Here is a 23,833-nt window from a genome sequence, read left to right as displayed (position 1 = left end):
AAATGGTGGTAGGAGCTGGATTTGAACCAGCGTAGGCTCTCGCCGACAGATTTACAGTCTGTTGCCTTTGACCACTCGGCCATCCTACCACTCACAGGACCACCTTACAAGGTGGCATTCACGAGAAGATATTGTACCTTATATCCCTCGGATGTCAAGATTATATGCACAATTTTGTTGTTGATCAGCGATAATGTCATGGTATAACTCATCAAGGAAAAACGGGGTGTTGTCCTGTCTCTCCCGCCGCATGTTTAATTAATTGAAGGCAGGGGGGAAATAGATATCACCCTTAAGAGGTCAGACCAGAGATGATAAAATAGCGGCACGGCTCACGATGCCTTTAAGCCGCCCGCGCTCCCCCACAACAGCTATGGGGAATCTTGCCTGAGCAGCCTTGGAAATTATTTCATTTATGAACAATTCCTCTCCCGTTACAGGGATATCCTTTGTAAGAACTGAGGCCACAGATAACTTTTCGCGATTTGCCTTTATAGCGTCATCCAGTGTTAAAAGCCCAAGCAGATACATGCCGTCATCCACAACAAATGCGCTTGAAACTTGATTGGCTCTCATTTCCATTATGGCATTTGCCGGAGATTCGTTTTTTCTGACAAGGCACGAAGGAGCAAGCATTATATGTTTAACTTTAAGCACCCTGCTTTTATCTGCCCCCTCTATAAATTGCCGGACATAGTCATTTGCCGGGTTCATCGACATTTCCTCGGGTGTCCCTGATTGTACTATTTGTCCATCGTGCATTATTGCTACGGTATCTCCAAGTTTGAACGCCTCATTTATATCGTGTGTTATAAATATTATAGTTTTTTCAAGCCGCCTATGTATTGATAAAAGTTCGAACTGCATCTCACGCCGTACCAGAGGGTCAAGGGCAGAAAATGGTTCATGCATGAGCATTACATCCGGCGAATTTACAAGTGCTCTTGCAATTCCGACCCGTTGTTTCATCCCTCCGGAGAGACTTGATATCGGTTTATCCCCCCATCCTTCAAGTCCCACCATTTTTATAAGTTCTTCTGCTTTTTCCATGCGCTCTTTTCTCGGTACGCCTCTGACTTCAAGGCCGTATGCCACATTGTCGATCACATTTCTGTGGGTCAGAAGGCCAAAATTCTGAAAGACCATCGATATCTTTCTTCTGCGGAGGTTCAGCAGATCTGCGCCTTTAAGTTTTTCTATGTTTTGCCCCTCAAATTCGATGGTGCCCGAAGTGGGTTTCAATAGCTGGTTGAAGCAACGTATCAGTGTTGATTTACCGGAGCCGGAAAGGCCTATTATTACAAAAATCTCCTTTTTTCTGACCTTGAATGACACATTCCATAATGCAACAGCAGCACCTGTCTTACGATAAACAGTATCCTTGTCATAGCCGGCGGACATCATTTTTGCCGCCTCGGCCCTGTTTGCCCCGTATATCTTTACTATGTTTTTCGCTTCTACAACATAATCAGAATTTATCATTCAGATTGTGCCTCTTTTTTTACCATCCCCTGAGTAAGACGGTCAAGAATAATAGCAACTATCACTATTGAGATCCCAGGCATAAGCGCCTTGCCCATTTCGGTACGGTTCGTTGCAAGAAGTATCTCCATGCCGAGCCCGTTTGCTCCAATAAGCGCACATGTAACAACCATGGACATTGCCATCATGATCGTCTGATTGACCCCCGCCATTATCGAAGGCAGAGCCTGGGGAATCTGTACCTTTGCAAGCAGTTGTATTTTGGTTGAGCCAAAGGAAGATGCCGCCTCAATCATCTCCTTATCGACATGGACGATCCCGAGATTTGTCATCCTCACCATCGGTACGACCGCATATATCGTTGTTGCAAGGAGTGCCGGAGTTTTTCCCGGGCTGAATAGAATCACTGCCGGCACCAGATAGACGAAAGCCGGCATAGTCTGCATAAGATCAAGTATTGGCCTGACTATGTCTGACGCACGTCGGTTCATTGCGATAAGTATTCCAAATGGAAATCCCATAGCGATGGAAAAAAAAACAGCGACCACTACCATGCTCAGCGTCTCGAGCATGTTGTCCCAGAGACCGCAGAGACCGACGAAGAACAGCATTGCTCCGTACATCAGCCCCACATAATATTTTCTGCTGACCCTCCAACCAAGATATGCGACCAGCAGAATCAACACAATCCACGGTGTTGCCTCCAAAAGAGAGTTAATAGAGTTGATCGACGCTATAATAACCGCCTTTATAGAGCTCAGAGTTTCCCTGTGCGTTCTGCTGAATGCTTTAATTGCCACATCAATGGCATCCCCTGTGCCAATACGCCAGTTATCGGGAAATTTAAGTATATATTCCATGAAAACACCTCCCTGTTACATTTAATAGCTATCAGTTCTGAAGGAGGTCTTTACAAAATGGCCCTTACTCTATCTGCCCTCTCTTTTGGAAGCCATTCGTCAAGGAGGTTTTCATGAGTTTTCAGTAACCATTTCGCTGCCTCGTTGTGACTGACTTTTTTTTCATCGAGGTATGCTAGAGCCTCGGCTATCAGTTCGCTTCCGGTTCTGTATTTTTTGAAAAACTCTAGCAGATCCGGTGCTTTTTGAGCAAAATACCGGCTACTGACGATTTTAAGTTCCTGGGATGGAAACGCGCATGCGCCCTTTTTGAAAAGATCCTTGTCGTATGGAGCGTCTTCCAGAAGCACCAGGTCAAGTTTTCCGCTGACCCAGGTCGGTTCATAACAATATCCGACCCAGGGCTCGCCAAGGTTGTAGGCTGCAACCAAAGATGCGAAGAGAGTTGCCTCGCTTCCCAACCGCACATAGTTGAAGTTCTTGTCCAAACCATATAGCTTATACTTCTTATAGAGGATTTCATCTGCCATCCATCCAGGGATAGCACCATATATACGCCCCCTGCTTTTATCTTCGTCATCGGGAAACTGCTTTGAATACTTTGCAAGATCCTTTACGGTTTTAAGCCCGGGTGCCACAGGTTTTATCCCTCGTTTTGGATCGCCTTCGATCACGTATCTCGGGACATATAAGCCTTGCTTACTGTCGGGTACCAACACTCCGACATTTACTATATCACCGTTTTCGACGTCTTTGGGATATGTTGCGACATTATCCGTCCAGCTTTCGATATCAAGGTCGACATCTCCGGCGATAATAGCCTGCCAGTTCATGGTAGAGGATGCCGTAGAAGTTTTGAGCTCGTACCCGTCATAGGCGTTTTCCACAATTATCCGCGCTATCTCGTTATGCAGTTTCTGGCTGTCCCAGCCGTTGTCCGTTACAATTATCTGCGTTTTCTTTTCCGCCGCGTACAAAGGCAATGCCGTAATAAATACAAGCAACCCCATCAGTATGAATAAACTCCAAAATTTCTTGTTCATCCTAATCCCTCCTAGTTTTACAAAGAAACACCTCTATTTTTACATGAAGTTGTTACATTTTCAAGAAAAAATTTCGGCATATTCTCACTTTGTTTTACAGCAGTCTGTCGGAGGTATTACATCAAGTGTATTTAAGAATACTATGACCCTATCGTAGCTGCCTTCATCGCCGACAAAGTACAGTATGTCATTTTCCGCTAAAACAGTATCGGCGCCCGGTGATAAAATCAGTGTCCCCCTACGCTTGACAGCAACTACGGTAGCATGAGTTGCCTGCCAGAAACAAAGCTCGGATATTTTGCGTCCAAGACAAGGCAGGTCTTTATCGAGCACTATTTCGAACGGAACAAAGGGGTTTGTCGATCGAAAACGCTCTGTGAGGTCAACGAGCATTTCAACCTGCTTTTTGATTTCAGATAAATCGTTCATATTTTGTTCAACCTTTTCAAGTATGCTGCGCTTCAGGTGAGTCAGAGTCCTGGTGTCTCTTCTTTTACCAAGAAATAAAATTGCGTTCTCCCTCGATTTTACTATAACCCCGCTTCCCTTTGTGACCGCTACTATTTCAAGTTCAGCAAGGATACATACGGCTTTTCTGGCTGTTTCCGAAGACACCTGGTATTGAGATGCAAGTGATGATCTTGCGAAAATTTTATCCCCTACCTGATAACTTCCTTCAACTATTCTTGCCGCGATATCAGCAGCAAGCTGCTGGTACCGTGATTCGTTCTCATGCTTGCAAACCATGATGGGTATACCCCCAATGTTATCAATGCTTCAGTGCTTTTGCTTTTCCAAAAATAGGATAAGTAAAAATATTTTCTCTTTTCAAATACTATCACAAAAAATCATAACCTGACTATATTCACAAGCGTCAAATATATTTGACGCTTACGGCTGTTTTAGGCCTTATACTGTTGCTCGCATGCTTTGTCTGCTTCCCTTCCAAATACTGTGGCGGATGTACTATAATAGGCGGGTTAGAATCTGACAACGGAGGTTTTGAGCGATGAAAGTACCCTTCTGCACATGCGTGGATCATAAGTGCGAATGTAACCCGGTCAACCATGAAAACGGATGTGTTTTATGTATTGCCAAGTGTCTGTCGGAAGATGAAATCCCTGTATGTTTCTTCAGAAAGATAGAACCTGATATGGACAGGAAGCAGGACTATACTTTTAAAGGATTTGCTGATTTTGTCAGGCGCCATGAAAAAACATAGGGCCGGACATTAAATCCGTGCTGTCCTTCTGCATGGGACATTTCTTCAACATAAAATTCTTCGTAATGAATTTGCTGCAATCTTCCTAATAAAAAATTGCAAACTTGATTTGACACCGGCTAAAAAAGGGGTTACGCAAAATCGCGTAACCCCTTGCTGTTCCAATGGAGCCGGCGAGGGGACTCGAACCTCCGACCTGCTGATTACAAGTCAGCTGCTCTACCAACTGAGCTACACCGGCACAAAACTCAAAGAGCCCCTGTATAAGAAGCGCCGAAAAGCATTTTACAGTATTTTCAATTTTCGTCAAGTCTCATCTCGTTATTCCCTGATGATATGTTTCGATTTCCCTTCAAACCTGGGCAGCATTCCGGGATCGATGACCGAGAGTGGCACGTTGATCCCAAGTGCGTTGTGTATTGATTTTTTCCCCGCCTCTGCGAGCCTTTCTGTCTCTTCTGCCGTGGTTTCCGGAGCTCGTTCGCAGGATACGCTCATCTGCTGGATCCCTTCTGTCTCCCAGACTTTTATCTGATAGTTTGCGGTTAGTCCGTTTACTTTGCAAATCGCCCGTTCGACCATCGAAGGGAAGACGTTGACGCCGTGGAAGATTATCATATCATCTGAACGTCCCTTGACCCTCGTGATACGGGTACTCCTGTCGCCGCACATGCATGGCTCCGGCATTATGCTTGTGAGGTCCCGTGTGCGGTAGCGGACTATAGGGAACGCCTCTTTTTTAAGCGAGGTGATGACAAGCTCACCCTCTTCTCCGGGACCTAGGGGCTCAAGCGTCACGGGATCTATTATCTCAAATATGAAGCCTTCGTCAAAGAGATGGATCCCGTTCCTTTCAAGACATTCCATACCTACGCCGGGTCCCATCGCTTCGCTGAGCCCATAGCTGTCGATTGCCGGAATTCCCAGCGTGTTCTGTATCTTTTCACGCAGACTTTCCGACCACGCTTCAGCCCCGAATATGCCGAGGCGCAGTTTATATTCCGAGCGGTCCTCTTTGGAGAAAGTCTCCCAGACCTCACAGAGTTTTACCGCATATGACGGCGTGCAGGTGAAGACCGTTGTGCCCAGGTCGCGCATAAGCTTGAACTGGCGCTCGGTAAAGCCCCCGCTTGCCGGTATCACCGTGACGCCCATTTCCTCCGCTGCGTCGTGGAATCCCTGGCTTCCGGTGAAGAGACCGTAGCCTGTCGATATCTGCAGGATATCTTTGGATGTAAGTGTCGCACGTCTGAATGCGGTCTTCATCGCCTTTCTCCACCAGTAAAGGTCGTTAGCCGTGTAGCCGACTACGGTCGGGTTGCCGGTCGTGCCTGAGGTCGCGTGAAAACGTATAAGGTCATCCTTGTCGCAGCCGAGCCAGCCCAGCGGGTAGTTGCTTTGAAGGTCCTGTTTTGTGGTGAACGGAAGCAGCTGTATGTCCTTAGGGGTCCTGATGTCGGAGGGTTTTATCCCGGCGTCCTTCATTTTGTCTGTGTACGGATGGTTGCGCGTCCAAAGGCGCTCCAGAACGGCGCGCAGTTCAGAGATTTTTTCCGGTGCTTTTTCGCTGTGTATCATGGCAATTCCTCCCTATATTTTATAACCCTGTTTTTAAGCATAAAAAAAGACGGTGTCCGCAATAACGGACCCCGTCCTCACTTTGATCGGCTGTCAGTGCACAGGCACCTCAGACACCGATCCCGCGAGGGGGATCCGTGTGAGCATAAGAGTACACTGCGACTGAAAGATCTATCGCGCGGATCAATGTGCTGCTTTTAATTTTCATGTCCAGTGCCTCCTTTACCTGTAAGATATTGACGCCATTTATAACACTTACTAAGTAAAGTGTCAACCTTTTGCATAAAATACTGTTAAGGAAATGCTGATACATGCTTTCGCTATAAGCCAGGTGCGCGGATACTATATTTTTACCATGATCCTTAGTGCCTTTGATCATTCAGCATTTACTTGATTGGAAAAGCAAGTCCCGCATTGCGCATCTTAATGTCTTACAAGATGTTTAGCCTTTCCTTCTGTGCGCGGGAGAGTTTCAGGCTCCGCTATTTTGAACGGGACATTTACGCCGAGGCTGTCCTTGAGGCGTTTCCTGATGTTTTGAGCCAGCTGTTCGATTGTGCCGGGATCGCTGTCAAGGGCGCGTTCGCATGTTATGGATATTTCGTCCATGCCTTCCTTCTTCCATGCGTCTATAATGAAGTTCGGGGTAAGCCCCTTTACACAGCAGATTGCCGCTTCGATCTGAGTTGGGAATACGTTGACGCCCCTTATTATGAGCATATCGTCAGTGCGCCCTCCGATCCTGCCTATGCGTACGCTCGGATCACCGCAGGGACAAGGTCCGGACAGAAAACGCGTGCGGTCATGCGTGCGGTAACGGATCAGAGGAAACGCTTCCTTCTTAATAGAAGTAAGTACGAGTTCGCCCTCCTCGCCGTTTTCCATATTTTTCTCCGTATCAGGGTCTATTATTTCAGGGAAGAATGCTTCCTCGTTGAAATGGAGTCCGTTCTGCTGCAGACATTCCATCGCAATTCCGGGCCCCATTGCTTCGCTGAGCCCGTATATGTCGAGAGCCTTTATGCCGAGCTTTTCTTCGAGACGTTTGCGCAGTCCTTCCGACCAGGGTTCTGCCCCTAATATGCCTATCTTGAGTTTTGTGCCGCCGTTTGAGAAACGGTCCGGGTCAATGTCGTCCCATACTTCCGAGATGCGAAGGGCATATGAGGGAGTACATGCCAGAGCGGTGACTCCAAGTTCCTTTATCATATGCACCTGTTTTTCCGTTGCACCTCCTGAAGCGGGAATCACAGCAAGGCCGCGGCGTTCCCCTGCGTAGTGCATACCGAGCCCGCCTGTGAAGAGGCCGTAACCGTAGGAAACCTGCAAAGTGTCCCACTCGTCCAGTCCGGCAAGTCCGAGGCACCATGCGCCGCTCTCCGCCCACATTTTTATATCATTCTGTGTGTAGCAGACGACGGTAGGGTTTCCGGTCGTGCCTGAGGTAGCGTGAAAACGGACTACGTTCTTACGGTCAACGTTCAGCCATCCGAGCGGATAGTGCTGCTGAAGGTCCTGTTTTGTCATGAACGGGAGCAGGCGGATATCGCGGGCCGGTTTTATATGTTCAGGTTTAACTCCTAGATCCTTCATCTTCTGTGCATACGGGTGGCAACGCTCGACCATCTTTTCCAGTGTGTAGCGTATCCTCGAGATTTTTGTGTCAACATTGCGAATTACAGGTTCCATGTTTTTTCCTCCTCATATATTAGTGTAAGTGTTTCCGTCATTCTCTAAAAACAAGTGAAATAGAATGCAAGCAGAGGATATAGGTCTATAGTTTTTAAATTTTCAGTGCCGTATTTCCTGCTTTCGGGTACAAAAAAAGCAGGGCCCCTGCGCGGGTCCCTGCTTCAACGGCAATTTACGCAACGATACTGAGTTTCGGTTATCTACCCCGAATTATGCAGCACGAGCGCAGATCCCGTGAAGGGGACCCGCGCCGATAAAGGAGAACCGCGTGACAGTGCCACAGACTGCGATGTTGATTGCTATATGTGCCATATCCCGATGTCTCCTTTCATCTTTCAGTATGTTGGGGGTAATTTTATGCAGTTTACGTATATATGTCAACCCCTATCACAAAATTTAGTTAATTGACTGTGTTTTTTGCCGCGGCAATCTATTGCTGCTTGAGGTCCTTGTCCCCGTTCAGCAAATACAGGGACGCTTTGAGCGATTTTTCGAGCCGCAGGTTCTCTTCAGGCAGGCCGACAGAGACGCGCAGTACTTTACTGCCGCGGAAAGAGAGGGGGCGCACAACGATGTTGTCCTTTGCAAGCGCATCCCGCACAGCTGCGGAGCGGTCTCCCAGCGGGAGCAGTATAAAGTTCGCCTGAGACGGAATGAAATCTATGCCGTTTTTCGAGAAAAAATGACAGAGTTTTGTGCGTTCTTCGATAAAGAGGCTGCGGCTCTCTTCAAAGAACTCCCTGTCCTCAAGCGCTGCCGCTGCTCCCGCCGCAGCTATATCTGAGACACAATACGGTTCGCGGACCTTGTAAAGATAACGTATGAGTTCGGGATGTGCGGCGACCCATCCTATGCGCAGGCCGGCGAGCCCGTAGATTTTGGAAAAAGTTCTGCATATCATGAGGTTCGGGTATTTTTCAAGCAGTCCAAGTCCGGAAGGCGCGGGCTTATCTGCAAATTCGATATATGCCTCATCCAAAATGAAAAGGACGTTTTCAGGCGTTGCGTCCAGCATACGTACAATATCATCCGACCCGGAAATAGTACCTGTCGGGTTATTTGGGTTGCAGAAGCATATCATCTTTGTCTTTCCGGTGATTGCTCCGATAAATCCGTCAGCATCAAGGGCCATGGAGCCTGTCATAGGGACTGTAACCGGAGTGGCACCCATTATTTTGGCAATATCTGAGTATACGGAGAACGTCAGTTCGCCGCATATCACTTCGTCTCCTGGGTCAAGCAGCGCGCGGCCCAGGACAGTGAAGACTCCGTCAAGACCGTTTCCTATAAATATTTGTTCTGCTTTCAGCCCGCAAAACGATGCAATTTTCTTTCTGAGTTCACCGCACCTGCTGTCAGGGTACCTGTTAGCCGTGGAAAGTGTGCGGAGCATCGCCTGATATGCCTTAGGTGAGACGCCTCTGTTGTTTTCGTTTGCCGACAGACGTATGCCGTCCATGGGAAGGGGGCCAGGGTCATACTCATCCAGGTCGCGAACCGCCGGCCGAGCCATATTATAAAAAATATCCCGAATATTTTTATTCTCCATTATACCTGCCTGCCTTTCTGAAAATTTAAAAGCTCCTCAAGGGCACTCTCCGTATCTTTAAAAATCAGCCCGGCTTCAGGCAGCAGTTCCCCTATTGCTACAAAATCTCCTTTGCCGAAGGCCTTATGCGCTTTCATGTCGCTTGCCGTATCGCCGAAAAACAGCGGAGAACAAGATCCAAGGCTTTTACATAGGATATCCAGCCCCTCCGGCGATGGTTTTAAAATGCCGCTGTCAGAGTGTACAACATGTTCAGACGGGAAATCCTGCCAGCCAAGGCTCTTCTTTGCAAGTTCCCACTCTATGAGATTTCTGCCGGTATAAATTCCGACCGGCAGGGGCAGTTCGCTCCAATGCGAGTGCAGCATAGGCGTCTCCAGCATATGAAGCCCCCCCGTATCTCCTGTGCCGTACAGTTCTGCGCAGAGCGAGCGGACTTCGCTGCGGGGGACAAGTTCTCCGTAACGCGAAGCGACCCATAAGGGGACGGAGCCCTTAAATGTTTCTATCTCTTCTTCAAGTTTCTCCGGAGACGGGAACGCTGCGGAAAGACGGCGCTTGCCGCTGCGCGACGAAATTGAGAGCAGTGTCCACGCGATATCATAGTCGTCGTTAAATGCGCCATGCCGCTTTAAAAGCCTCTCATGCGCCTGAGTGTACCCTCCTGCATCAGATATCCCCCCGCAGAATATTTCCCAGCCCTGCAGTATGCACTGCCGTATTACCTCAGGGAAAGAGTGCCGCACGTCAAGCAGAACGCCGTCGATGTCAAAGATAAGGGCATCGGGATAAAGCTTGTTTTTCATGAGAAATCCTCCGGTATTTGCAAAACAGATAAACGCATGATATTATATAGCCTGCATACGAAAACATCAAGCTATCATTTTAGCTAGATAAAATAGTCAATTAACATAAGTGAGGTCATAAAATGAACAGAACCCCAAAGGGATGCAGCAACATCGGCGGCGCTGCTGCGGCGAAGCTGGAATATTGCCGCAACAAGTCGCTGGAACTTTTCGCTTTCTACGGCTACAGGCCGTTCAGCCCCGCAGAGCTCCAGCTTGTTGAGGATGTGTGGGAAAAACTGTCACTTTCGAGGGCAAGACGCCTTATAGCGCTGACGTCCCCGTTCGGGGAGCCTTGCGTGCTGCGCGGAGACCTTACTCTATCTGCGGTGACTTATCTCAGCAGCCACTTTGATGACGATGAACGGCCGCTGCGTATTTCATACGCTGACCGTGTCTTCTCTGTCCCACCGCCGCCAAGGCACAATCTCGAGGAGAACCAGGTCGGGGTGGAGCTCATCGGATGGGAGGGCGCAGGGGCGGATGCCGAAGTCGTTTCGCTTCTGCTCAGGACGCTCGATGTTCTTTCGATAGAGAACTCGACGGTTGTGCTCGGCGATATGTCCGTGATGTCAAAATTCTTTGAAGGACTGCCCGAAGGTGCGAAAGAGCAACTCATAGGTGCGCTCCAGGAGGGGGCGTACACGTCTTATATGGAGATCCTTGACGCGCTGGTGGATGATGAGCAAGAGCAGAAACTTCTGCGTGCCTTGCCTTCGCTCAAGGGTGACTGTTCTGTCATTAGCGAAGCCATGCAGATGCTTGACGAACCGCTGGCCCTTATGCCGCTTAAACGTCTCTGCGACTCACTTTCTAAACTTGGCTTCGGAGACAGGCTGCGAGTGGATCTGGGTTTCGTGCGCGATCTTGGATATTACAGCGGGCCGATATTCAACGCTTATTCTTCTATATCCGGAACACTGCTTGGCGGCGGCGGGCGCTATGACGGACTACTGTCAAAGGTCGGCATGAATGGAGAGGCCGCCGGATTTGCACTGAACCTTAAGGAACTTGCCGACCACTGCGTAGACGGATCCCCATCGCCTAAGATCATGCTTTGGTGCGGTAACTGCGACCCGGCGGACGGGCTGCGCTATGCGGACGGACTCTGCAAAAAGGGAGTTTCGTTTGAGTTCAGCTGGAACAGCGACCGCTCTGAATCGATAAGGATCGCAGGTCTCAGAAAATATAAATGGTGGGTTGATTTTTCAGCAAAAAAAGCGGTCTTTCTCCAGACAGGGGAAGAGAAAAACATCTCCTGCACAGGACAGGAGGTGTTCTCATGCTGACCTTTGCACTGCCCACGGGCCGCTCGCTTCAAAGCTGCATAGAGATACTTGAAGGCGCGGGACTTCCGGTGGCAAAACTTAAAAATCCGGGGCGCAACCTTGTGATAGAGGACGGCAGCTTCCGTTATCTTCTCTCTAAACCGTCAGATGTGCCGGTAATGGCGCACTACGGCGCTGCAGATCTTGCAATTTCAGGAAGCGACGTCATCGGCGAAGCAGGCATATCCCTTGTGGAACTTCTGGATACAGGGCGCGGGAAATGCTTTATGGCGGTTGCCGCACCCCCCGAATTCGCTGCTAAGTTCAGCGGAAGCACATGCGGTCTGATGGGGCTCAAGGTTGCGACCAGATATGTTCGCGTTGCAGGAAAGACCTTTGACTCATGGGGTGTGCAGATAAAGATACTGAAGCTTAATGGTTCTGTGGAACTTGCGCCTGCCCTTGGCCTAAGCGACTGTATCTTTGATATTGTCCAGACGGGAAGCACGCTCCGCGCCAACGGCCTGACAGTGATAAAAAAGACAGAGTCCGTGTCGTTGCGCCTCGTTGCCGGGCCCGGAGCGGTGCAGCTCCGGTGGCGCTCTATGTTTGGCGTGGTGAACGCGATAGAGAACTATGTCAAAGGGGTTGTGAAATAATGAGGACCGAGTTTACGCGAAATACCAACGAAACAGAGATATCGCTTATGCTTGAATATCCGGGCGAAGAGAGAAATATCGATATCGGCTGCGGTTTTTTCACACATATGCTGGATCTTATGTGCCATCGGGCCGGATTGGGCCTTTTCATCAAGGCTGAGGGCGACGTCGAGGTCGATTGCCACCATCTTGTTGAGGATATCGGCATAAGCCTTGGCCGTGCGCTTCGTACAATAGCGGGGTCCGGTCCTGCCAACAGGTATGGCTGGTGCCTGCTTCCCATGGATGGTTCGCTTGCGCGTGTCGCGCTTGATTTGAGCGGCCGCGGAGGTGCTTACTGGAGCGGCTCGTTCTCCTCAGAAAAGTGCGGCGATTTTGACCTTGAGCTGGTCCCGGAATTTTTCAGGGCCATCGCACGCGAGGGCGGCATAACGCTCCACATTGCAATACTTGAGGCTGACAATTCGCACCATGCTGCCGAGGCCATCTTCAAGGGAGTCGGCATGGCGCTGCGCCAGGCACTCTCTCCGGCATTGCAGGATCCAAGCACGAAGGGTATCTGGCTGTGATACTTTTCCCTGCGATAGACCTCTACGGAGGGCGCGTCGTCAGGCTTACGGAGGGAGACTTTGCGAGAAAAACAGATTACGGCCTCCTGCCTGTTGACGCTGCTAAACGTTTTCTCGATGGAGGCTGCAGATATATACATATCGTCGATCTTGAAGGGGCGGAGCTTGGCTGCCCCTGTCATCTGCATATACTTGAACAGATAAGGGGTCTTGGGATGTTCGTACAGTATGGCGGAGGCCTGCGTTCTGAGACCTGCGTGAGGGATGCCCTCTCTTCAGGCGCAGACAGGGTTATGATAGGAAGCCTGCTATTTATGGACCCTGACATGCCGAAAAAGATAATCAGCGAATTTGGCAAGGCAGTCATGCCTGCAATAGACGTGAGAGGCCGCAGGGTCGTGCATTCCGGTTGGCTTGAGGAAACAGGACTCTCTCCGGATGAAGTGATAAAAAGCATGCACGGGATCGGATTCAGTGTATTTCTTGTGACTGATACTGGGCGGGACGGCCTTATGGGCGGAACAAGCGCAGAGTTCTACAAGCCGTTTCTCGGCAAAGGGTACGATATCGTAGCCGCCGGCGGCATAACGACGGCGAAAGATATTTCTGCGCTTGCATTGGCAGGCGTCAGCGGCGCAGTTGTCGGGAAAAGCCTATATGAAGGCGGCATTAGACTTGCGGATGCGTTGGAAGCTGCAAAATGCCGGAGGGGACAAAATGGCTGAAATAAGCATGGAACTTATAAAATTTGATAAAAACGGTCTGGTTCCAGTTGTAGTTCAGGATTCAGTAAGCGCGGAAGTCCTGATGACTGGATGGGCCAACGAGGATTCACTGAGAATGACCTCGGCGTGCGGCGAGCTTGTCCTCTGGAGCCGTTCGCGTCAGGAAATATGGCACAAGGGTGAGACGAGCGGCAATGTCATGCATGTCCTTGAGCTGCGCATAGACTGCGACGGAGACACTCTGCTTGCGATCGTCAGGCCTGACGGCCCCGCATGCCACACCGGAGAACGTACTTGTTTTTACCGAACGCTCTGGGGCACGGAGGATTCTACAGAGGCCACCTTCCTTGGACGCCTTTGGTACTACCTGAACAGGCGCAAAAACGAAAGTCCCGAAGAGAGTTACACTTCCAGGCTTCTCTCACAGGGCAGGTCACGAGTCGCTCAGAAGGTCGGCGAAGAGGGAGTGGAGACAGCCATTGCCGCGGCGACGGGGGATAAAGACGGGTTTCGCTATGAGGCTGCGGATCTGCTTTACCATCTGCTTGTAGCCTGTATCTCTGCAGGTGTGCCGTTTAACGATGTTTTGAAAGAACTTGAGTCAAGGCACAGGAAGCAAGGTGCGGGATGATAGCAATAATCGACTATGGAGCGGGGAATCTCCAGAGCGTGCGCAATGCGCTTGACCACATCGGCTGCCCTAACGTTGTGGCTTCAAATGCTGAGGAAATCACATCGGCAGATGGGGTTATACTTCCGGGCGTCGGTGCGTTCGGAAGTGCGATGGCTGAGATAAATAAACGGGGTTTGGCTGAGACTATAAGGGAATTGGCTGCAAGCGGGAAGCCTTTTCTGGGTATCTGCGCCGGGATGCAACTCTTTTTTGAATGGAGCGAGGAGAGCCCGGGTGTTCCCGGTTTGGGCATTATGCCGGGGAAAGTGTTGCTGTTCCCGTCAGGTAAAGGGCTGAAAATACCCCATATCGGCTGGAACTCAATAAATACCGATAAGAAAAGCAGACTGTTGGGTGCATTGCCTCAGGGGGCCTGCATGTATTTCGTTCACTCGTATTATGTGAAGGCTCAGAACAGAGAATCGGTCACCGCAGTATCGGAATACGGAGTGGAATTCGATGCCGCAGTTGAAGAGAACAATCTTTTCGGCTGTCAGTTCCATCCGGAAAAGAGCGGAGCTGCAGGACTGTCCATATTACAACGTTTTACAGAACTTGCCGGAGGTGTCAGATAATGTTTGCACAGAGAATAATACCATGCCTTGATATAAAAGATGGAAGGGTAGTAAAAGGCGTCAACTTTGTCGACCTGCAGGACGCGGGAGATCCCGTGGAATGCGCTATGGCTTATCAGGAGGCTGGCGCTGATGAGATAGTATTTCTGGATATCACAGCCACAAGCGATTCACGCGATACGGTCGCCGACCTTGTCCGACGTGTAGCGTCAAAAGTATTCATCCCAATAACAGTAGGCGGGGGCATTCGCACCGTGGAGGACATCAGATCTATGCTCAGGGCCGGAGCGGATAAGGTATCCGTGAACTCTGCAGCTGTAAAGGATCCATCTCTGATAAAAGAGGGTGCAGAGGCATTCGGAAGTCAGTGCGTTGTAGTTGCGATAGACGCAAAGCGCAAGGGTGACGGATACTGGGAAGTCTACACTTCAGGAGGACGTCATCCCGAACATATGGATGCGGTAGGCTGGGCAATGAAGGCAGAAAGCCTTGGCGCCGGAGAGGTACTCCTTACCAGCATGGACAAAGACGGGACAAAATCAGGCTATGACCTGGACCTCACCGCTGCTATAAGCTCAAGGGTCAACATTCCTGTAATAGCTTCCGGTGGGGCTGGCACATACGAACACTTCTATGATGCGTTCACCTTGGGCCGGGCAGATGCGGTCCTTGCCGCGTCTCTGTTTCACTACAATGAAATTTCCATACCAGAGCTGAAGAAATATCTGCACAAAAGAGGTGTGTCCGTGCGCATGTAATTAAGGTTCAACGCCGAGGCATGTTTTACGGCCGTTATTCTATTAAGCAGAGTTTCATTGAATGAAATTAAATGAATAAAATCAGACATAATCAAATCATAATCCAGCTTGGCATATCTATATATTGACATTTGTCGATATATACTTTATATTGTCCCTCGCATACGACAATATTGAAAAATGCCACGAATAGAATAGATATAATAAAAGGAGAGATTTGCATGTCTGACAAAAAAAATAACGATGGGCTTGGCTTCTTTGGGCGGTATCTCACGATATGGGTCGCACTGTGCATGATTGTCGGTGTTGCCATCGGACAGTTTATCCCCATAATTCCTGCTGCCCTTGCGAAGTTCGAGTATGCCCATGTCTCTATTCCTGTCGCAGTCCTGATATGGCTTATGATTTATCCCATGATGCTTAAGATTGATTTTTCGAGCATTGTGAATGCGGTTAGAATGCCTAAGGGGCTTATCGTAACCTGTGTTACGAACTGGCTGATAAAACCGTTTACGATGTATGGGATAGCCGCATTCTTTTTCCTTGTCCTATACGGAAATTTTCTTTCGCCGGAAATTGCTAAGGAATATCTTGCCGGCGCCGTACTGCTCGGAGCAGCCCCCTGTACGGCTATGGTCTTTGTATGGAGTCACCTGACAGACGGCAACCCGGCCTATACGCTTGTACAGGTTGCGGTAAATGACCTGATAATATTGGTCGCGTTTACGCCGATAGTGGCGTTTCTTCTTGGCGTTTCAGGTATTGCGATCCCATGGAACACGCTGCTTCTGTCTGTGGTTTTATTTGTCGTGATCCCGCTTACGGCCGGATGGCTGACAAGAACATCCTATATAAAACAGCATGGAGAGGAAGAGTTCGACCGCTTTGTCTCAAAGTTTGACAATATAACGACGATAGGACTGCTTCTTACTCTGGTGATAATATTCTCGTTCCAGGGACGCGTGATAATCGATAATCCTATGAATATCCTCCTTATAGCGATACCATTGACTATACAGACGATATTCATCTTCGCCATAGGCTATTTCTGGGCCAAGGTGTGGAAACTTCCGCATGATATCGCGGCTCCGGCGGGCCTTATCGGAGCAAGCAACTTCTTTGAATTAGCCGTCGCGGTAGCAATATCCCTCTTCGGTCTCCACTCAGGCGCTACGCTTGCGACAGTCGTTGGAGTCCTTATTGAAGTTCCTGTCATGCTGATGCTTGTCCGCTTCTGCAACGGCACAAAAAGCTGGTTTCCGGCAAAAGAGTGACCAGCAATTAGGTTACGGATGTTGACGGGAAAATCATAGCAGCCTCAATTCAGTCCGGTCCTTCGCTTCAAGAACTTCACAATTTCCCACCAGAATGTAGCGGCTGCTGCTATTGCCGCTGCAATAGCAAAATCCCTGAATGACAGGGGTTTGACCTTTGCCATTGAAGCCAGTGTGGGGACGGAGGATATCAGTATAAGACCTCCGAGTATGGCAAAGTTGATGATCCACGGTACCGGGTCGAAATTGCTGCTTTTGTTTGTAAATGCTGATTCAGTGTTGGATTGGTTCACGTAGACCAGAAACAGGTTAGAGAGCACCAGTATCGTCAGGAAGAACGTGCGTGCGTGCTCTGCGCCTTCGATAGGCAGTGTATATAAGTATGCGCTGAAAACTGCCACGAATATCACAAGTCCCTGTATCAGGCCTTTGATAAAAATGTCTTTGGTGACTATGGAAGAATTCACCGGTCTTGGGGGTCTCTCCATTATGTCAGGTTCGGCAGGCTGACGCTCAAAGACTATTGAACACGTTGGGTCGATTACCAGTTCAAGCAGGACCACGTGGATAGGCAGCAGCAGCGCAGGCAGGCCAAGAAGCGGCGCGGCAAGGGCCGAGAGTGCAATGGGTATGTGGATGACGATTATATATTCCATTGCCTTGCGGATGTTGTCGTAGATACGCCGCCCGTCGCGGATCGTGTCCACTATGGTCGTGAAGTTGTCGTTGAGCAGCACTATATCAGCGGCTTCGCGCGCGACCTGCGTTCCGCGCTCGCCCATCGCTATTCCGATGTCGGCGTACTTAAGCGCCGACGCATCGTTTACTCCGTCGCCTGTCATTGCCACTACTTCTCCTGCAGCCTTGAACGCCGTTACTATGCGCATTTTCTGCCTTGGAAGTATGCGAGAGAATATCGTAACGTGCTTCAGCCTTTCTGTAAGCGAGTCCTCATCAAGTGTATCCAGTTCGTCTCCGGTTATTATCTGATGTTCTTTCTCTCCGGCGGAATCCAGTCCGACCTCGTGAGCGATCCTGTGCGCTGTCATACTGTTGTCGCCTGTTATCATCGCCACTCGTATGCCGGCATGCCGGCAGGCATCGATTGCGGCAGGAACGGTTTCCCTCGGAGGATCCATAAATGCAGCCAGGCCTACAAGATCCAGCCTGCAGTCTGAAAGTTTTTCGGGTATGTCGCCCAGCGACCGGTTGACCGCTACGGCAAGGACCCGGCATCCGAGGTCTGAAAGACGTTTCTGCTCAGCTGCAATATCCAGTGCCTCCGCCTCTGTAAGCATACATAGCCGGAAAATATTTTCAGGCGATCCCTTTGCTGCGAGCACTGAATCATTGCCGACTGCCCAGACGTGTCCCATCATGCGCGCCTCGGATGAGAAGGGATATTCATGCACAAGCTCGTGTCCCTGAAGTAGGGATACATCTATGCCCTCGTCCTCGGCTTTTTCAATAAAAGCGGTCTCCATAGGGTCGTATGGACTTGTTTCAGACGCCATAACGGCAACTTCCAGCAATTCCGAAAGTTCCTTCTCTTGAAATGGTATGAGCTCACGCAGAGCCATCCTGTTCTGCGTCAGAGTACCTGTTTTGTCTACGCACAGAACAGTTACAGCCCCTAGTGTCTCAACTGATGGTATGCGCCGTATCAGGGCGTTGCGCTGTGCAATACGCCATGCTCCCATGGCCAGAAATACTGTCAGTACGACCGGAAACTCTTCCGGTATCGTAGCCATCGCTATTGTTATTCCGGAAAGTGCGGCGTCTACGAATCCGCTGCCGTTACGCAGAGTGGCGCATACGACCAGCAGCATCAAGCCGAAGCTGAAGCAAGAACAATTGCGTACAAGTCTGCCTGTTTGTTTTTCAAGCGGCGTCGGCCTGTCGGGAGCTTTTGCTACGTCCGCGCCTATTTTCCCATATTCCGTTGATGGACCGGTAGCTGTCACTTGGACGACGGCACGGCCTGCAATCACGTTTGTACCCATATAACAGTGATCCGATTTCCAGTAAGATCCGGTTTCCGTCGAAGGGGCAGAGACCTTCCATACTATATCTGACTCTCCTGTCAGGGCGGACTCGTCCACGCCAAAGCCGTCAGAGAAAAGAATCTCTCCGTCAGCCGGGATCCTCTCCCCTTCAGCAAGCAGCATGATATCACCAGGTACAAGTTCGTCTGAAGCGATGGTGGATTCCCTTCCATCCCGTATAACTTTGACCTTTGGCGATGATAGGCTGCGCAGAGCTTCAAGAGTTTTATCCGTTCGCCATTCCTGATAGAGATTTATTCCCGTCATAAAGGCGACAAATGTGAGCATGATAATACCGTCGCGCGGCTCTCCAAGGGCAAAATATATAAGTGAGGCTCCTATCAGGAGCAGAAAAACCGGTTCTGAGAAAAATTTCAGGACGGTCTTCAGAAGGCTCGCCTTTTCTGCCTGTTCAAGCTGGTTCCTTCCGTGTTTCTGCCGGCGTTCGATCACCTCTTCGGAAGTAAGTCCTTCGTAGTGTTTGTTTCCGTTTATTCCGTTTATCATGACTGTTTTCCTCCATTATTGTAGCAGGCAAGAAAATACGGCCTGCGGGATCGTCTTAAACGGTCCCACAGGCCGTAATATTTACGCCTGTTGCCGGGTTGTCGTCCCGGCCCAGCCCCACAAGTCCTAAATCTCCGGACTCATCGCCTGCTCCTGTGATTTATATAGTATTGTCGGGCGATTATGCCTTAGTATTAATATATTGTCAAGGAGAGGATTTATTGCAGGTAAATCAAAAAGCGGCTGTGTAAGAGGGTAACGCCTCACACAGCCGCCTTAGAGCATATTATTTTTTCTGTTCAAAAGTGCCATATACTACAGGCTTTTTGTTCTGAACCATAATTTTACCTTTTGCGACCACAGTATCTACATCAATGTTCTCGTCCAGAATGCATAAATCTGCGTCCATACCGGCTTTGATCTTCCCTTTTGTGTAAAATTTCAAAATTCTGGCGGGGTTCGAAGTTAGTGCTCTGATTGCTATTTCCAGTGGAATATTCTCACGGAAAACGCATTCTTTTATCGCTTTGATCAAACAGGACGATTTCCCGACGCCAATTCCGACATATTCTTTTTTTTCGTTAAATATAGGCAAACTGCCCTGTCCATCGGATGAAATTGTAAAATTGTCACAATTCACACCTTCATCCAATAATCTCTTAAGGCCTTTGCTGAATCGGACTTCGCCGTCGGTTTCTTCCCAGAAATCAGGATCGTCGCTGCCGGTAAAATCGATATAGCCACCTGCCTTGGCATATTCTACGCATTCTTCAAAGAGCTCCTGATTCCTGTTTATGTGAGTCGGCAAGAACTGTGTAATAGGTATTTCTGTCTCTTTTACAGCTCTTTTTATTAACTCTATTTTTCTTTTACCATCACCCAGGTGAATGTCTATGATGCCGGCTTTTCCCGAAAGCATGCCGGCTACCCGTGCGTCCGAGACCGCTCTTACGAATTCCTCGAAAGTCGGCTGCGAGGATCGATGGTCTGATACGGCTATTTCCCCGATACCGATGATTTTATCAACGACCATTATGTCCTTCATAATATCTCCGGTTATTGTCTTTGCGGGAAGCCTGTATGAGCCGGTGTATATATATGTTGTAATTCCTTCCTCGTCCAGGCCCCTCGCCTTAGCCAGAAGAGAGACCATATCCCGTGCTGTCCCGTCTGTTCCGAGACAACCCACTACAGTTGTAACTCCCGCGGTCGTAATATCTGTCAGTGTCGCTTCGGGGGTTCTGGTCGAAAAGCCGCCTTCTCCCCCGCCTCCCTGAATGTGAACATGGGAGTCTATAAATCCCGGAACCAGTGACTTTCCCGCCGCATCGATTTCTATTACATCGACGGGACCTTTCATATCGAAGGAGATATGATCATCCACTGCCGCTATCTTATTGCCCAGCAGCAGTACGTCTTTTACACCCACATGCTCAGGCACGTAAACTTCGGCGTTTCTTATTATTGTGATCATAATTTGATTATTCGCTCTCCCCGTAGTTGTCTTTCATTTTTAATTATTGGAAATTTATTGCTATTGCTATAATGATCGCAACAGTACCCATCAGGAAAAAGAAGCCCTGCATCTTTATCTGGAATTTCGCCCATGTCGACCAGTCAATACGCGCAACCCCAAGGACTCCGATCAGACTTGCGGATACAGGCGTGAAAGCATCGACGAAACCGGCTCCCATCTGGTAGGCCAATACTGCGATCTGCCTGGACACCCCGACAACATCGGAGAGAGGTGCCATGATAGGCATCGTAAGGGCGGCCTGTCCTGAATTGGATGTCACGACGAGGTTGAACAAGCTCTGGAATACGTACATGCACCATGCTGTGACAACTGCAGGGACTCCATCCAGCAGATTACCAATGCTGTACAGTACGGTATTAAGTGTTGATGCGACAGATGCATCGGCACCACCAAGAACTAGGAGTATTCCTTTTGCCATGCCGACCACAACTGCGGTCCCTGCAAGATCGGCCACGCCGCTCTGGAAAGAGGACGCCATCTCATTTATCCCCATGTTGTTCAGTTTGAAGATAATTGCCGTCACACCGGCGGCAAAACCCATTACAAAGAACTGGGATGCAATTTCAGGGATATAGTATTCCTTTGTCGTAACGCCCCAAATGATCCAGATCAACACGGCGAGCATCTCTAACAATATAAGTTTATGCCCTAGTGTGAAGCGCCTTTCCTCCTCTGTGGTGTTTTCTATTTTATTCCTGAAATAGTTGTCTGAATTATAAACGACGGACAGTTCGGGGTTTTTTCTGATTTTTTCTGCATATATCATCATATATCCGGCAGAAAGGGCAGTCACGATGCACCACATTATAAGCCTGAACGTCGCTCCGGAAAGCACCGGTATGCCTGCAATTCCCTGGGCTATGGCGACGCTGAAGGGGCTCATCCAGGAAACCGCATTGCCGACCTGGGATGCGACAAAAGTGACTGTTACGGCAACGATTGAATCATACCCCAGTGCAATTACAAAAGGCACCATTATCATCGCAAACGGAATTACTTCTTCTGACATGCCGAAAGTCGCTCCGCCGAGGGAGAACAGGAAAAACAACAGGGGCAGGGCAAGCCTTTCAAGGCCTTTTGTCTTTCTTATGAAAGCATAGATGCCCGATTCAACCGCTCCGGTCTTCATGATGATCCCAAAGGCTCCGCCCACTACGAGGATCAGCGCCACTATACCTACAGCCGAACCGTACTTGTTTCCTGTAACCAGGCCTTCAAATATATAATTCAGGAATCCAAACCCGTTGAAATCATCCGTGCCCCAGACATTTGCTGTCTTATGTAATTTTTTGCTCGTATCGTAAATAGACTCTCCATATAGCTTATAGAGAACATCATCAGTTAACCCAATCTTATCCAGGTCAGACTGGCTCCATTTCGTTGCGTCTGTCCTGACGAACTCCTGCAGTGCTGCCTGATCAACGCCAGTTGCTTTTGCAGCATCAGGATTTTCAGATAATTTTTTAAGCTCTGAAGACAGATTCTGAGTATTCAGGTTATAACTGTACCTGAACGTCTCAGGCATAAGGACTGTCCTTGTTTTTACTTCATTGTTGGCTCCTTTGTACTCTATATCGTGCACGCTGAACTTGCCTGCAGGAACCATAAACGTCAGTATCCAACAGAAAACCACTACAAAAAATATAATTGCGTATGTGTGGGGAGTGCGTATTTTGGTGAGGTCTTTGCTGCCCTTTAAGCCGTTATTGTTATTTTTAGACATATTCAGCCCTCCAATAAATTATTTTTTTAGTTGTTGGCTATGTTAAAAAATATGAAATAAAATCAAAAAACAGGAATGATTTTGAATGACATTGCGGACAGTTTCAATATCAGGTTCTCAATATCGCCTACATGATGGTTCTTATGTTGCAAGAATTTGAATCAGCATTTGCAAAAGTTTGATTTGAAGAAGAAAGATTTTTTGAAGAAGAAAGATTTTGTGGATTTAAAACAAATCCGGATGTTTAAACGCTAATTTACTACATTACATCACAACCTCCCTTTCCAACAAACAGACATAGTCATATTATATTGAAAGAAGGATCTCCTCACTGTGCGCTAAAGAAAAACTCTCAAGTATTCAGTGTACACTAAAAATTATGGAATGCAAGTATTGATGTTCGAATGGATATAACGCGCAGTTATTCAAAGAAGGCATCCAAGTTTATATCGGTTGTAATTTCCCATATGGGGTTATCAAGTTCCGTATATATTTACCCTCATATAACTATTATATATTAACTGATACCAAGAAACAAGATATCTGCAATCCCACAGAGGATCCCGCATCTCAATTTTTTGCTTTAACAAGTTTATAGGTTTTTGTTAAGGTGTATATGGTCACCCTTGTGTGTCAAGCCGTTAAGTATTTTTTGGGTTTACATCTCCGATCCAACTGGGTAAACAATCTATCGGGTTAAAATATATCAGCCACTTTCACTGGTAAAAATGAGAAAGAACACTTGAGAATAACCCTCTTACTGCCTGCTGAAACAGCAACTGCAAGGGCTCACTAGCCCGGGTGTCCTAAAGGAAAAACCTTAAAAAAACTAAAAAAAATGCTTGACGTAATTCCACATGCGTCATATACTACCTCCTGTTGCGCTTCCGACATGACCTTTTCGGTGATATTGAGAAGAGAGCAGCGGGCACCATGACAGAAGGATAAAGGGCAAAGCAAAAGAGCGAAGGGCGTTGCAAGACGTTCATCGGACAGGGAGCGCGAGTGGAAGCCGGCCCCCCGGCAGGCGGAAGCGTAAGCGGACCTGAAGTAAATGAAAAGCTAGCGACTGAGACAAGTCAAGGTGAGCAAGGATACCGAGACATGTAAGCACACCGGAATCAAACGGAGAGTTTGATCCTGGCTCAGGACGAACGCTGGCGGCGTGCTTAACACATGCAAGTCGAACGGGAGTATAGAGGGAGCTTGCTTTTGATATACTCTAGTGGCGGACGGGTGAGTAACGCGT

20 protein-coding genes, 2 tRNA genes and 1 rRNA gene are annotated in these 23,833 nt (G+C 48.6%); 10 read left to right on the top strand and 13 right to left on the bottom strand.

The genetic code is table 11. The features are described 5' to 3' along the window. Window positions 1-3 precede the first annotated feature (3 nt). From LLF78_08780 to LLF78_08760, 5 genes are all read right to left on the bottom strand, one after another. A tRNA-Tyr gene (locus LLF78_08780) sits at window positions 4-89 on the bottom strand. 211 nt (window positions 90-300) lie between these two features. Next, window positions 301-1,482, bottom strand: coding sequence for a betaine/proline/choline family ABC transporter ATP-binding protein (locus LLF78_08775; GenBank protein ID MCE5202585.1), 1,182 nt, complete (start codon window positions 1,480-1,482; stop codon window positions 301-303). Then, entirely contained in the window at window positions 1,479-2,342 is an 864-nt protein-coding gene (locus tag LLF78_08770; GenBank protein MCE5202584.1) for an ABC transporter permease subunit, read from the bottom strand. Before LLF78_08770 ends, LLF78_08775 begins: the two co-directional genes overlap by 4 nt. Window positions 2,343-2,392: 50 nt before the next feature. Next, window positions 2,393-3,385, bottom strand: a complete 993-nt coding sequence (locus LLF78_08765) for an ABC transporter substrate-binding protein (GenBank protein ID MCE5202583.1) — start codon at window positions 3,383-3,385, stop codon at window positions 2,393-2,395. Between the two features lie 84 nt (window positions 3,386-3,469). Then, entirely contained in the window at window positions 3,470-4,132 is a 663-nt protein-coding gene (locus tag LLF78_08760) for a GntR family transcriptional regulator (protein MCE5202582.1), read from the bottom strand. Window positions 4,133-4,394: 262 nt separating this feature from the next. Here LLF78_08760 and LLF78_08755 point away from each other — a divergent pair, with 262 nt between their 5' ends. Further along, window positions 4,395-4,607: a DUF6485 family protein gene (locus tag LLF78_08755; protein MCE5202581.1), complete on the top strand. Its 213-nt coding sequence runs from the start codon at window positions 4,395-4,397 to the stop codon at window positions 4,605-4,607. Window positions 4,608-4,772: 165 nt separating this feature from the next. Here the strand turns inward: LLF78_08755 and LLF78_08750 are convergent. The 5 genes from LLF78_08750 to LLF78_08730 form a co-directional block, all read right to left on the bottom strand. Beyond that, window positions 4,773-4,848: transfer RNA gene (locus LLF78_08750), tRNA-Thr, on the bottom strand. A gap of 80 nt (window positions 4,849-4,928) precedes the next feature. After that, window positions 4,929-6,185, bottom strand: a complete 1,257-nt coding sequence (locus LLF78_08745; GenBank protein MCE5202580.1) for a phenylacetate--CoA ligase — start codon at window positions 6,183-6,185, stop codon at window positions 4,929-4,931. Between the two features lie 423 nt (window positions 6,186-6,608). Beyond that, window positions 6,609-7,874, bottom strand: coding sequence for a phenylacetate--CoA ligase (locus LLF78_08740; GenBank protein MCE5202579.1), 1,266 nt, complete (start codon window positions 7,872-7,874; stop codon window positions 6,609-6,611). 433 nt (window positions 7,875-8,307) lie between these two features. Further along, window positions 8,308-9,426 carry a histidinol-phosphate transaminase gene (hisC, locus tag LLF78_08735; protein MCE5202578.1) on the bottom strand — a complete coding sequence of 373 codons (1,119 nt, stop codon included), beginning with the start codon at window positions 9,424-9,426 and terminating at the stop codon, window positions 8,308-8,310. Further along, complete coding sequence (locus tag LLF78_08730) at window positions 9,426-10,232, bottom strand: HAD family hydrolase (protein MCE5202577.1); 807 nt, start codon at window positions 10,230-10,232, stop codon at window positions 9,426-9,428. The genes hisC and LLF78_08730 overlap by 1 nt, the downstream gene beginning before the upstream one ends. 122 nt (window positions 10,233-10,354) lie before the next feature. Between LLF78_08730 and LLF78_08725 the strand changes: the two genes are divergently transcribed. The 8 genes from LLF78_08725 to arsB all read left to right on the top strand — a co-directional run bounded on the left by LLF78_08725 (window position 10,355) and on the right by arsB (window position 16,772). Next, on the top strand, window positions 10,355-11,560 hold the full coding sequence (locus tag LLF78_08725; protein ID MCE5202576.1) for an ATP phosphoribosyltransferase regulatory subunit: 1,206 nt from the start codon (window positions 10,355-10,357) through the stop codon (window positions 11,558-11,560). Next, a complete protein-coding gene (hisG, locus tag LLF78_08720) occupies window positions 11,554-12,198 on the top strand; it encodes an ATP phosphoribosyltransferase (GenBank protein MCE5202575.1) in 645 nt (214 codons plus the stop codon). The genes LLF78_08725 and hisG overlap by 7 nt, the downstream gene beginning before the upstream one ends. After that, window positions 12,198-12,767, top strand: coding sequence for an imidazoleglycerol-phosphate dehydratase (locus LLF78_08715; protein ID MCE5202574.1), 570 nt, complete (start codon window positions 12,198-12,200; stop codon window positions 12,765-12,767). The genes hisG and LLF78_08715 overlap by 1 nt, the downstream gene beginning before the upstream one ends. Beyond that, complete coding sequence (locus tag LLF78_08710) at window positions 12,764-13,492, top strand: 1-(5-phosphoribosyl)-5-[(5-phosphoribosylamino)methylideneamino] imidazole-4-carboxamide isomerase (protein ID MCE5202573.1); 729 nt, start codon at window positions 12,764-12,766, stop codon at window positions 13,490-13,492. Before LLF78_08715 ends, LLF78_08710 begins: the two co-directional genes overlap by 4 nt. Then, the gene (hisIE, locus tag LLF78_08705) at window positions 13,485-14,123 is read left to right on the top strand and encodes a bifunctional phosphoribosyl-AMP cyclohydrolase/phosphoribosyl-ATP diphosphatase HisIE (GenBank protein MCE5202572.1); all 639 of its coding nucleotides are present in this window, start codon (window positions 13,485-13,487) and stop codon (window positions 14,121-14,123) included. The genes LLF78_08710 and hisIE overlap by 8 nt, the downstream gene beginning before the upstream one ends. Continuing rightward, a complete protein-coding gene (hisH, locus tag LLF78_08700; protein MCE5202571.1) occupies window positions 14,120-14,740 on the top strand; it encodes an imidazole glycerol phosphate synthase subunit HisH in 621 nt (206 codons plus the stop codon). The genes hisIE and hisH overlap by 4 nt, the downstream gene beginning before the upstream one ends. Then, window positions 14,740-15,498, top strand: coding sequence for an imidazole glycerol phosphate synthase subunit HisF (gene hisF, locus LLF78_08695; protein ID MCE5202570.1), 759 nt, complete (start codon window positions 14,740-14,742; stop codon window positions 15,496-15,498). Before hisH ends, hisF begins: the two co-directional genes overlap by 1 nt. Window positions 15,499-15,719: 221 nt before the next feature. Next, window positions 15,720-16,772 (top strand): ACR3 family arsenite efflux transporter, encoded by a 1,053-nt coding sequence (gene arsB, locus LLF78_08690; GenBank protein MCE5202569.1) that lies wholly within the window; start codon window positions 15,720-15,722, stop codon window positions 16,770-16,772. 44 nt (window positions 16,773-16,816) lie between these two features. Here arsB and LLF78_08685 read toward each other — a convergent pair whose 3' ends face one another. From LLF78_08685 to yfcC, 3 genes are all read right to left on the bottom strand, one after another. Next, window positions 16,817-19,324 carry a cation-translocating P-type ATPase gene (locus LLF78_08685; GenBank protein ID MCE5202568.1) on the bottom strand — a complete coding sequence of 836 codons (2,508 nt, stop codon included), beginning with the start codon at window positions 19,322-19,324 and terminating at the stop codon, window positions 16,817-16,819. A 286-nt stretch (window positions 19,325-19,610) separates the two neighbouring features. Then, window positions 19,611-20,798, bottom strand: coding sequence for a beta-aspartyl-peptidase (gene iadA, locus LLF78_08680; protein ID MCE5202567.1), 1,188 nt, complete (start codon window positions 20,796-20,798; stop codon window positions 19,611-19,613). Between the two features lie 43 nt (window positions 20,799-20,841). Next, window positions 20,842-22,584, bottom strand: a complete 1,743-nt coding sequence (yfcC, locus tag LLF78_08675) for a putative basic amino acid antiporter YfcC (protein MCE5202566.1) — start codon at window positions 22,582-22,584, stop codon at window positions 20,842-20,844. 1,122 nt (window positions 22,585-23,706) lie between these two features. Between yfcC and LLF78_08670 the strand changes: the two genes are divergently transcribed. Then, window positions 23,707-23,833 (top strand): 16S ribosomal RNA (locus LLF78_08670); the annotation flags it as partial.

The sequence above is a fragment of the Synergistaceae bacterium genome (assembly GCA_021372895.1).
In the GTDB taxonomy this organism is placed as follows: domain Bacteria; phylum Synergistota; class Synergistia; order Synergistales; family Synergistaceae; genus JAJFTP01.
This window is presented reverse-complemented; position numbering and strand designations above follow the sequence as displayed.

Coding starts and splice junctions, on each gene's coding strand:
- hisG (MCE5202575.1), top strand. CDS start 11,554: ATGCTGACCTTTGCACTGCCCACGGGCCGCTCGCTTCAAAGCTGCATA.
- LLF78_08755 (MCE5202581.1), top strand. CDS start 4,395: ATGAAAGTACCCTTCTGCACATGCGTGGATCATAAGTGCGAATGTAAC.
- LLF78_08685 (MCE5202568.1), bottom strand. CDS start 19,324: ATGATAAACGGAATAAACGGAAACAAACACTACGAAGGACTTACTTCC.
- LLF78_08725 (MCE5202576.1), top strand. CDS start 10,355: ATGAACAGAACCCCAAAGGGATGCAGCAACATCGGCGGCGCTGCTGCG.
- LLF78_08775 (MCE5202585.1), bottom strand. CDS start 1,482: ATGATAAATTCTGATTATGTTGTAGAAGCGAAAAACATAGTAAAGATA.
- hisF (MCE5202570.1), top strand. CDS start 14,740: ATGTTTGCACAGAGAATAATACCATGCCTTGATATAAAAGATGGAAGG.
- hisC (MCE5202578.1), bottom strand. CDS start 9,426: ATGGAGAATAAAAATATTCGGGATATTTTTTATAATATGGCTCGGCCG.
- LLF78_08730 (MCE5202577.1), bottom strand. CDS start 10,232: ATGAAAAACAAGCTTTATCCCGATGCCCTTATCTTTGACATCGACGGC.
- LLF78_08760 (MCE5202582.1), bottom strand. CDS start 4,132: ATGGTTTGCAAGCATGAGAACGAATCACGGTACCAGCAGCTTGCTGCT.
- LLF78_08740 (MCE5202579.1), bottom strand. CDS start 7,874: ATGGAACCTGTAATTCGCAATGTTGACACAAAAATCTCGAGGATACGC.
- LLF78_08745 (MCE5202580.1), bottom strand. CDS start 6,185: ATGATACACAGCGAAAAAGCACCGGAAAAAATCTCTGAACTGCGCGCC.
- LLF78_08765 (MCE5202583.1), bottom strand. CDS start 3,385: ATGAACAAGAAATTTTGGAGTTTATTCATACTGATGGGGTTGCTTGTA.
- hisIE (MCE5202572.1), top strand. CDS start 13,485: ATGGCTGAAATAAGCATGGAACTTATAAAATTTGATAAAAACGGTCTG.
- hisH (MCE5202571.1), top strand. CDS start 14,120: ATGATAGCAATAATCGACTATGGAGCGGGGAATCTCCAGAGCGTGCGC.
- iadA (MCE5202567.1), bottom strand. CDS start 20,798: ATGATCACAATAATAAGAAACGCCGAAGTTTACGTGCCTGAGCATGTG.
- arsB (MCE5202569.1), top strand. CDS start 15,720: ATGTCTGACAAAAAAAATAACGATGGGCTTGGCTTCTTTGGGCGGTAT.
- yfcC (MCE5202566.1), bottom strand. CDS start 22,584: ATGTCTAAAAATAACAATAACGGCTTAAAGGGCAGCAAAGACCTCACC.
- LLF78_08715 (MCE5202574.1), top strand. CDS start 12,198: ATGAGGACCGAGTTTACGCGAAATACCAACGAAACAGAGATATCGCTT.
- LLF78_08770 (MCE5202584.1), bottom strand. CDS start 2,342: ATGGAATATATACTTAAATTTCCCGATAACTGGCGTATTGGCACAGGG.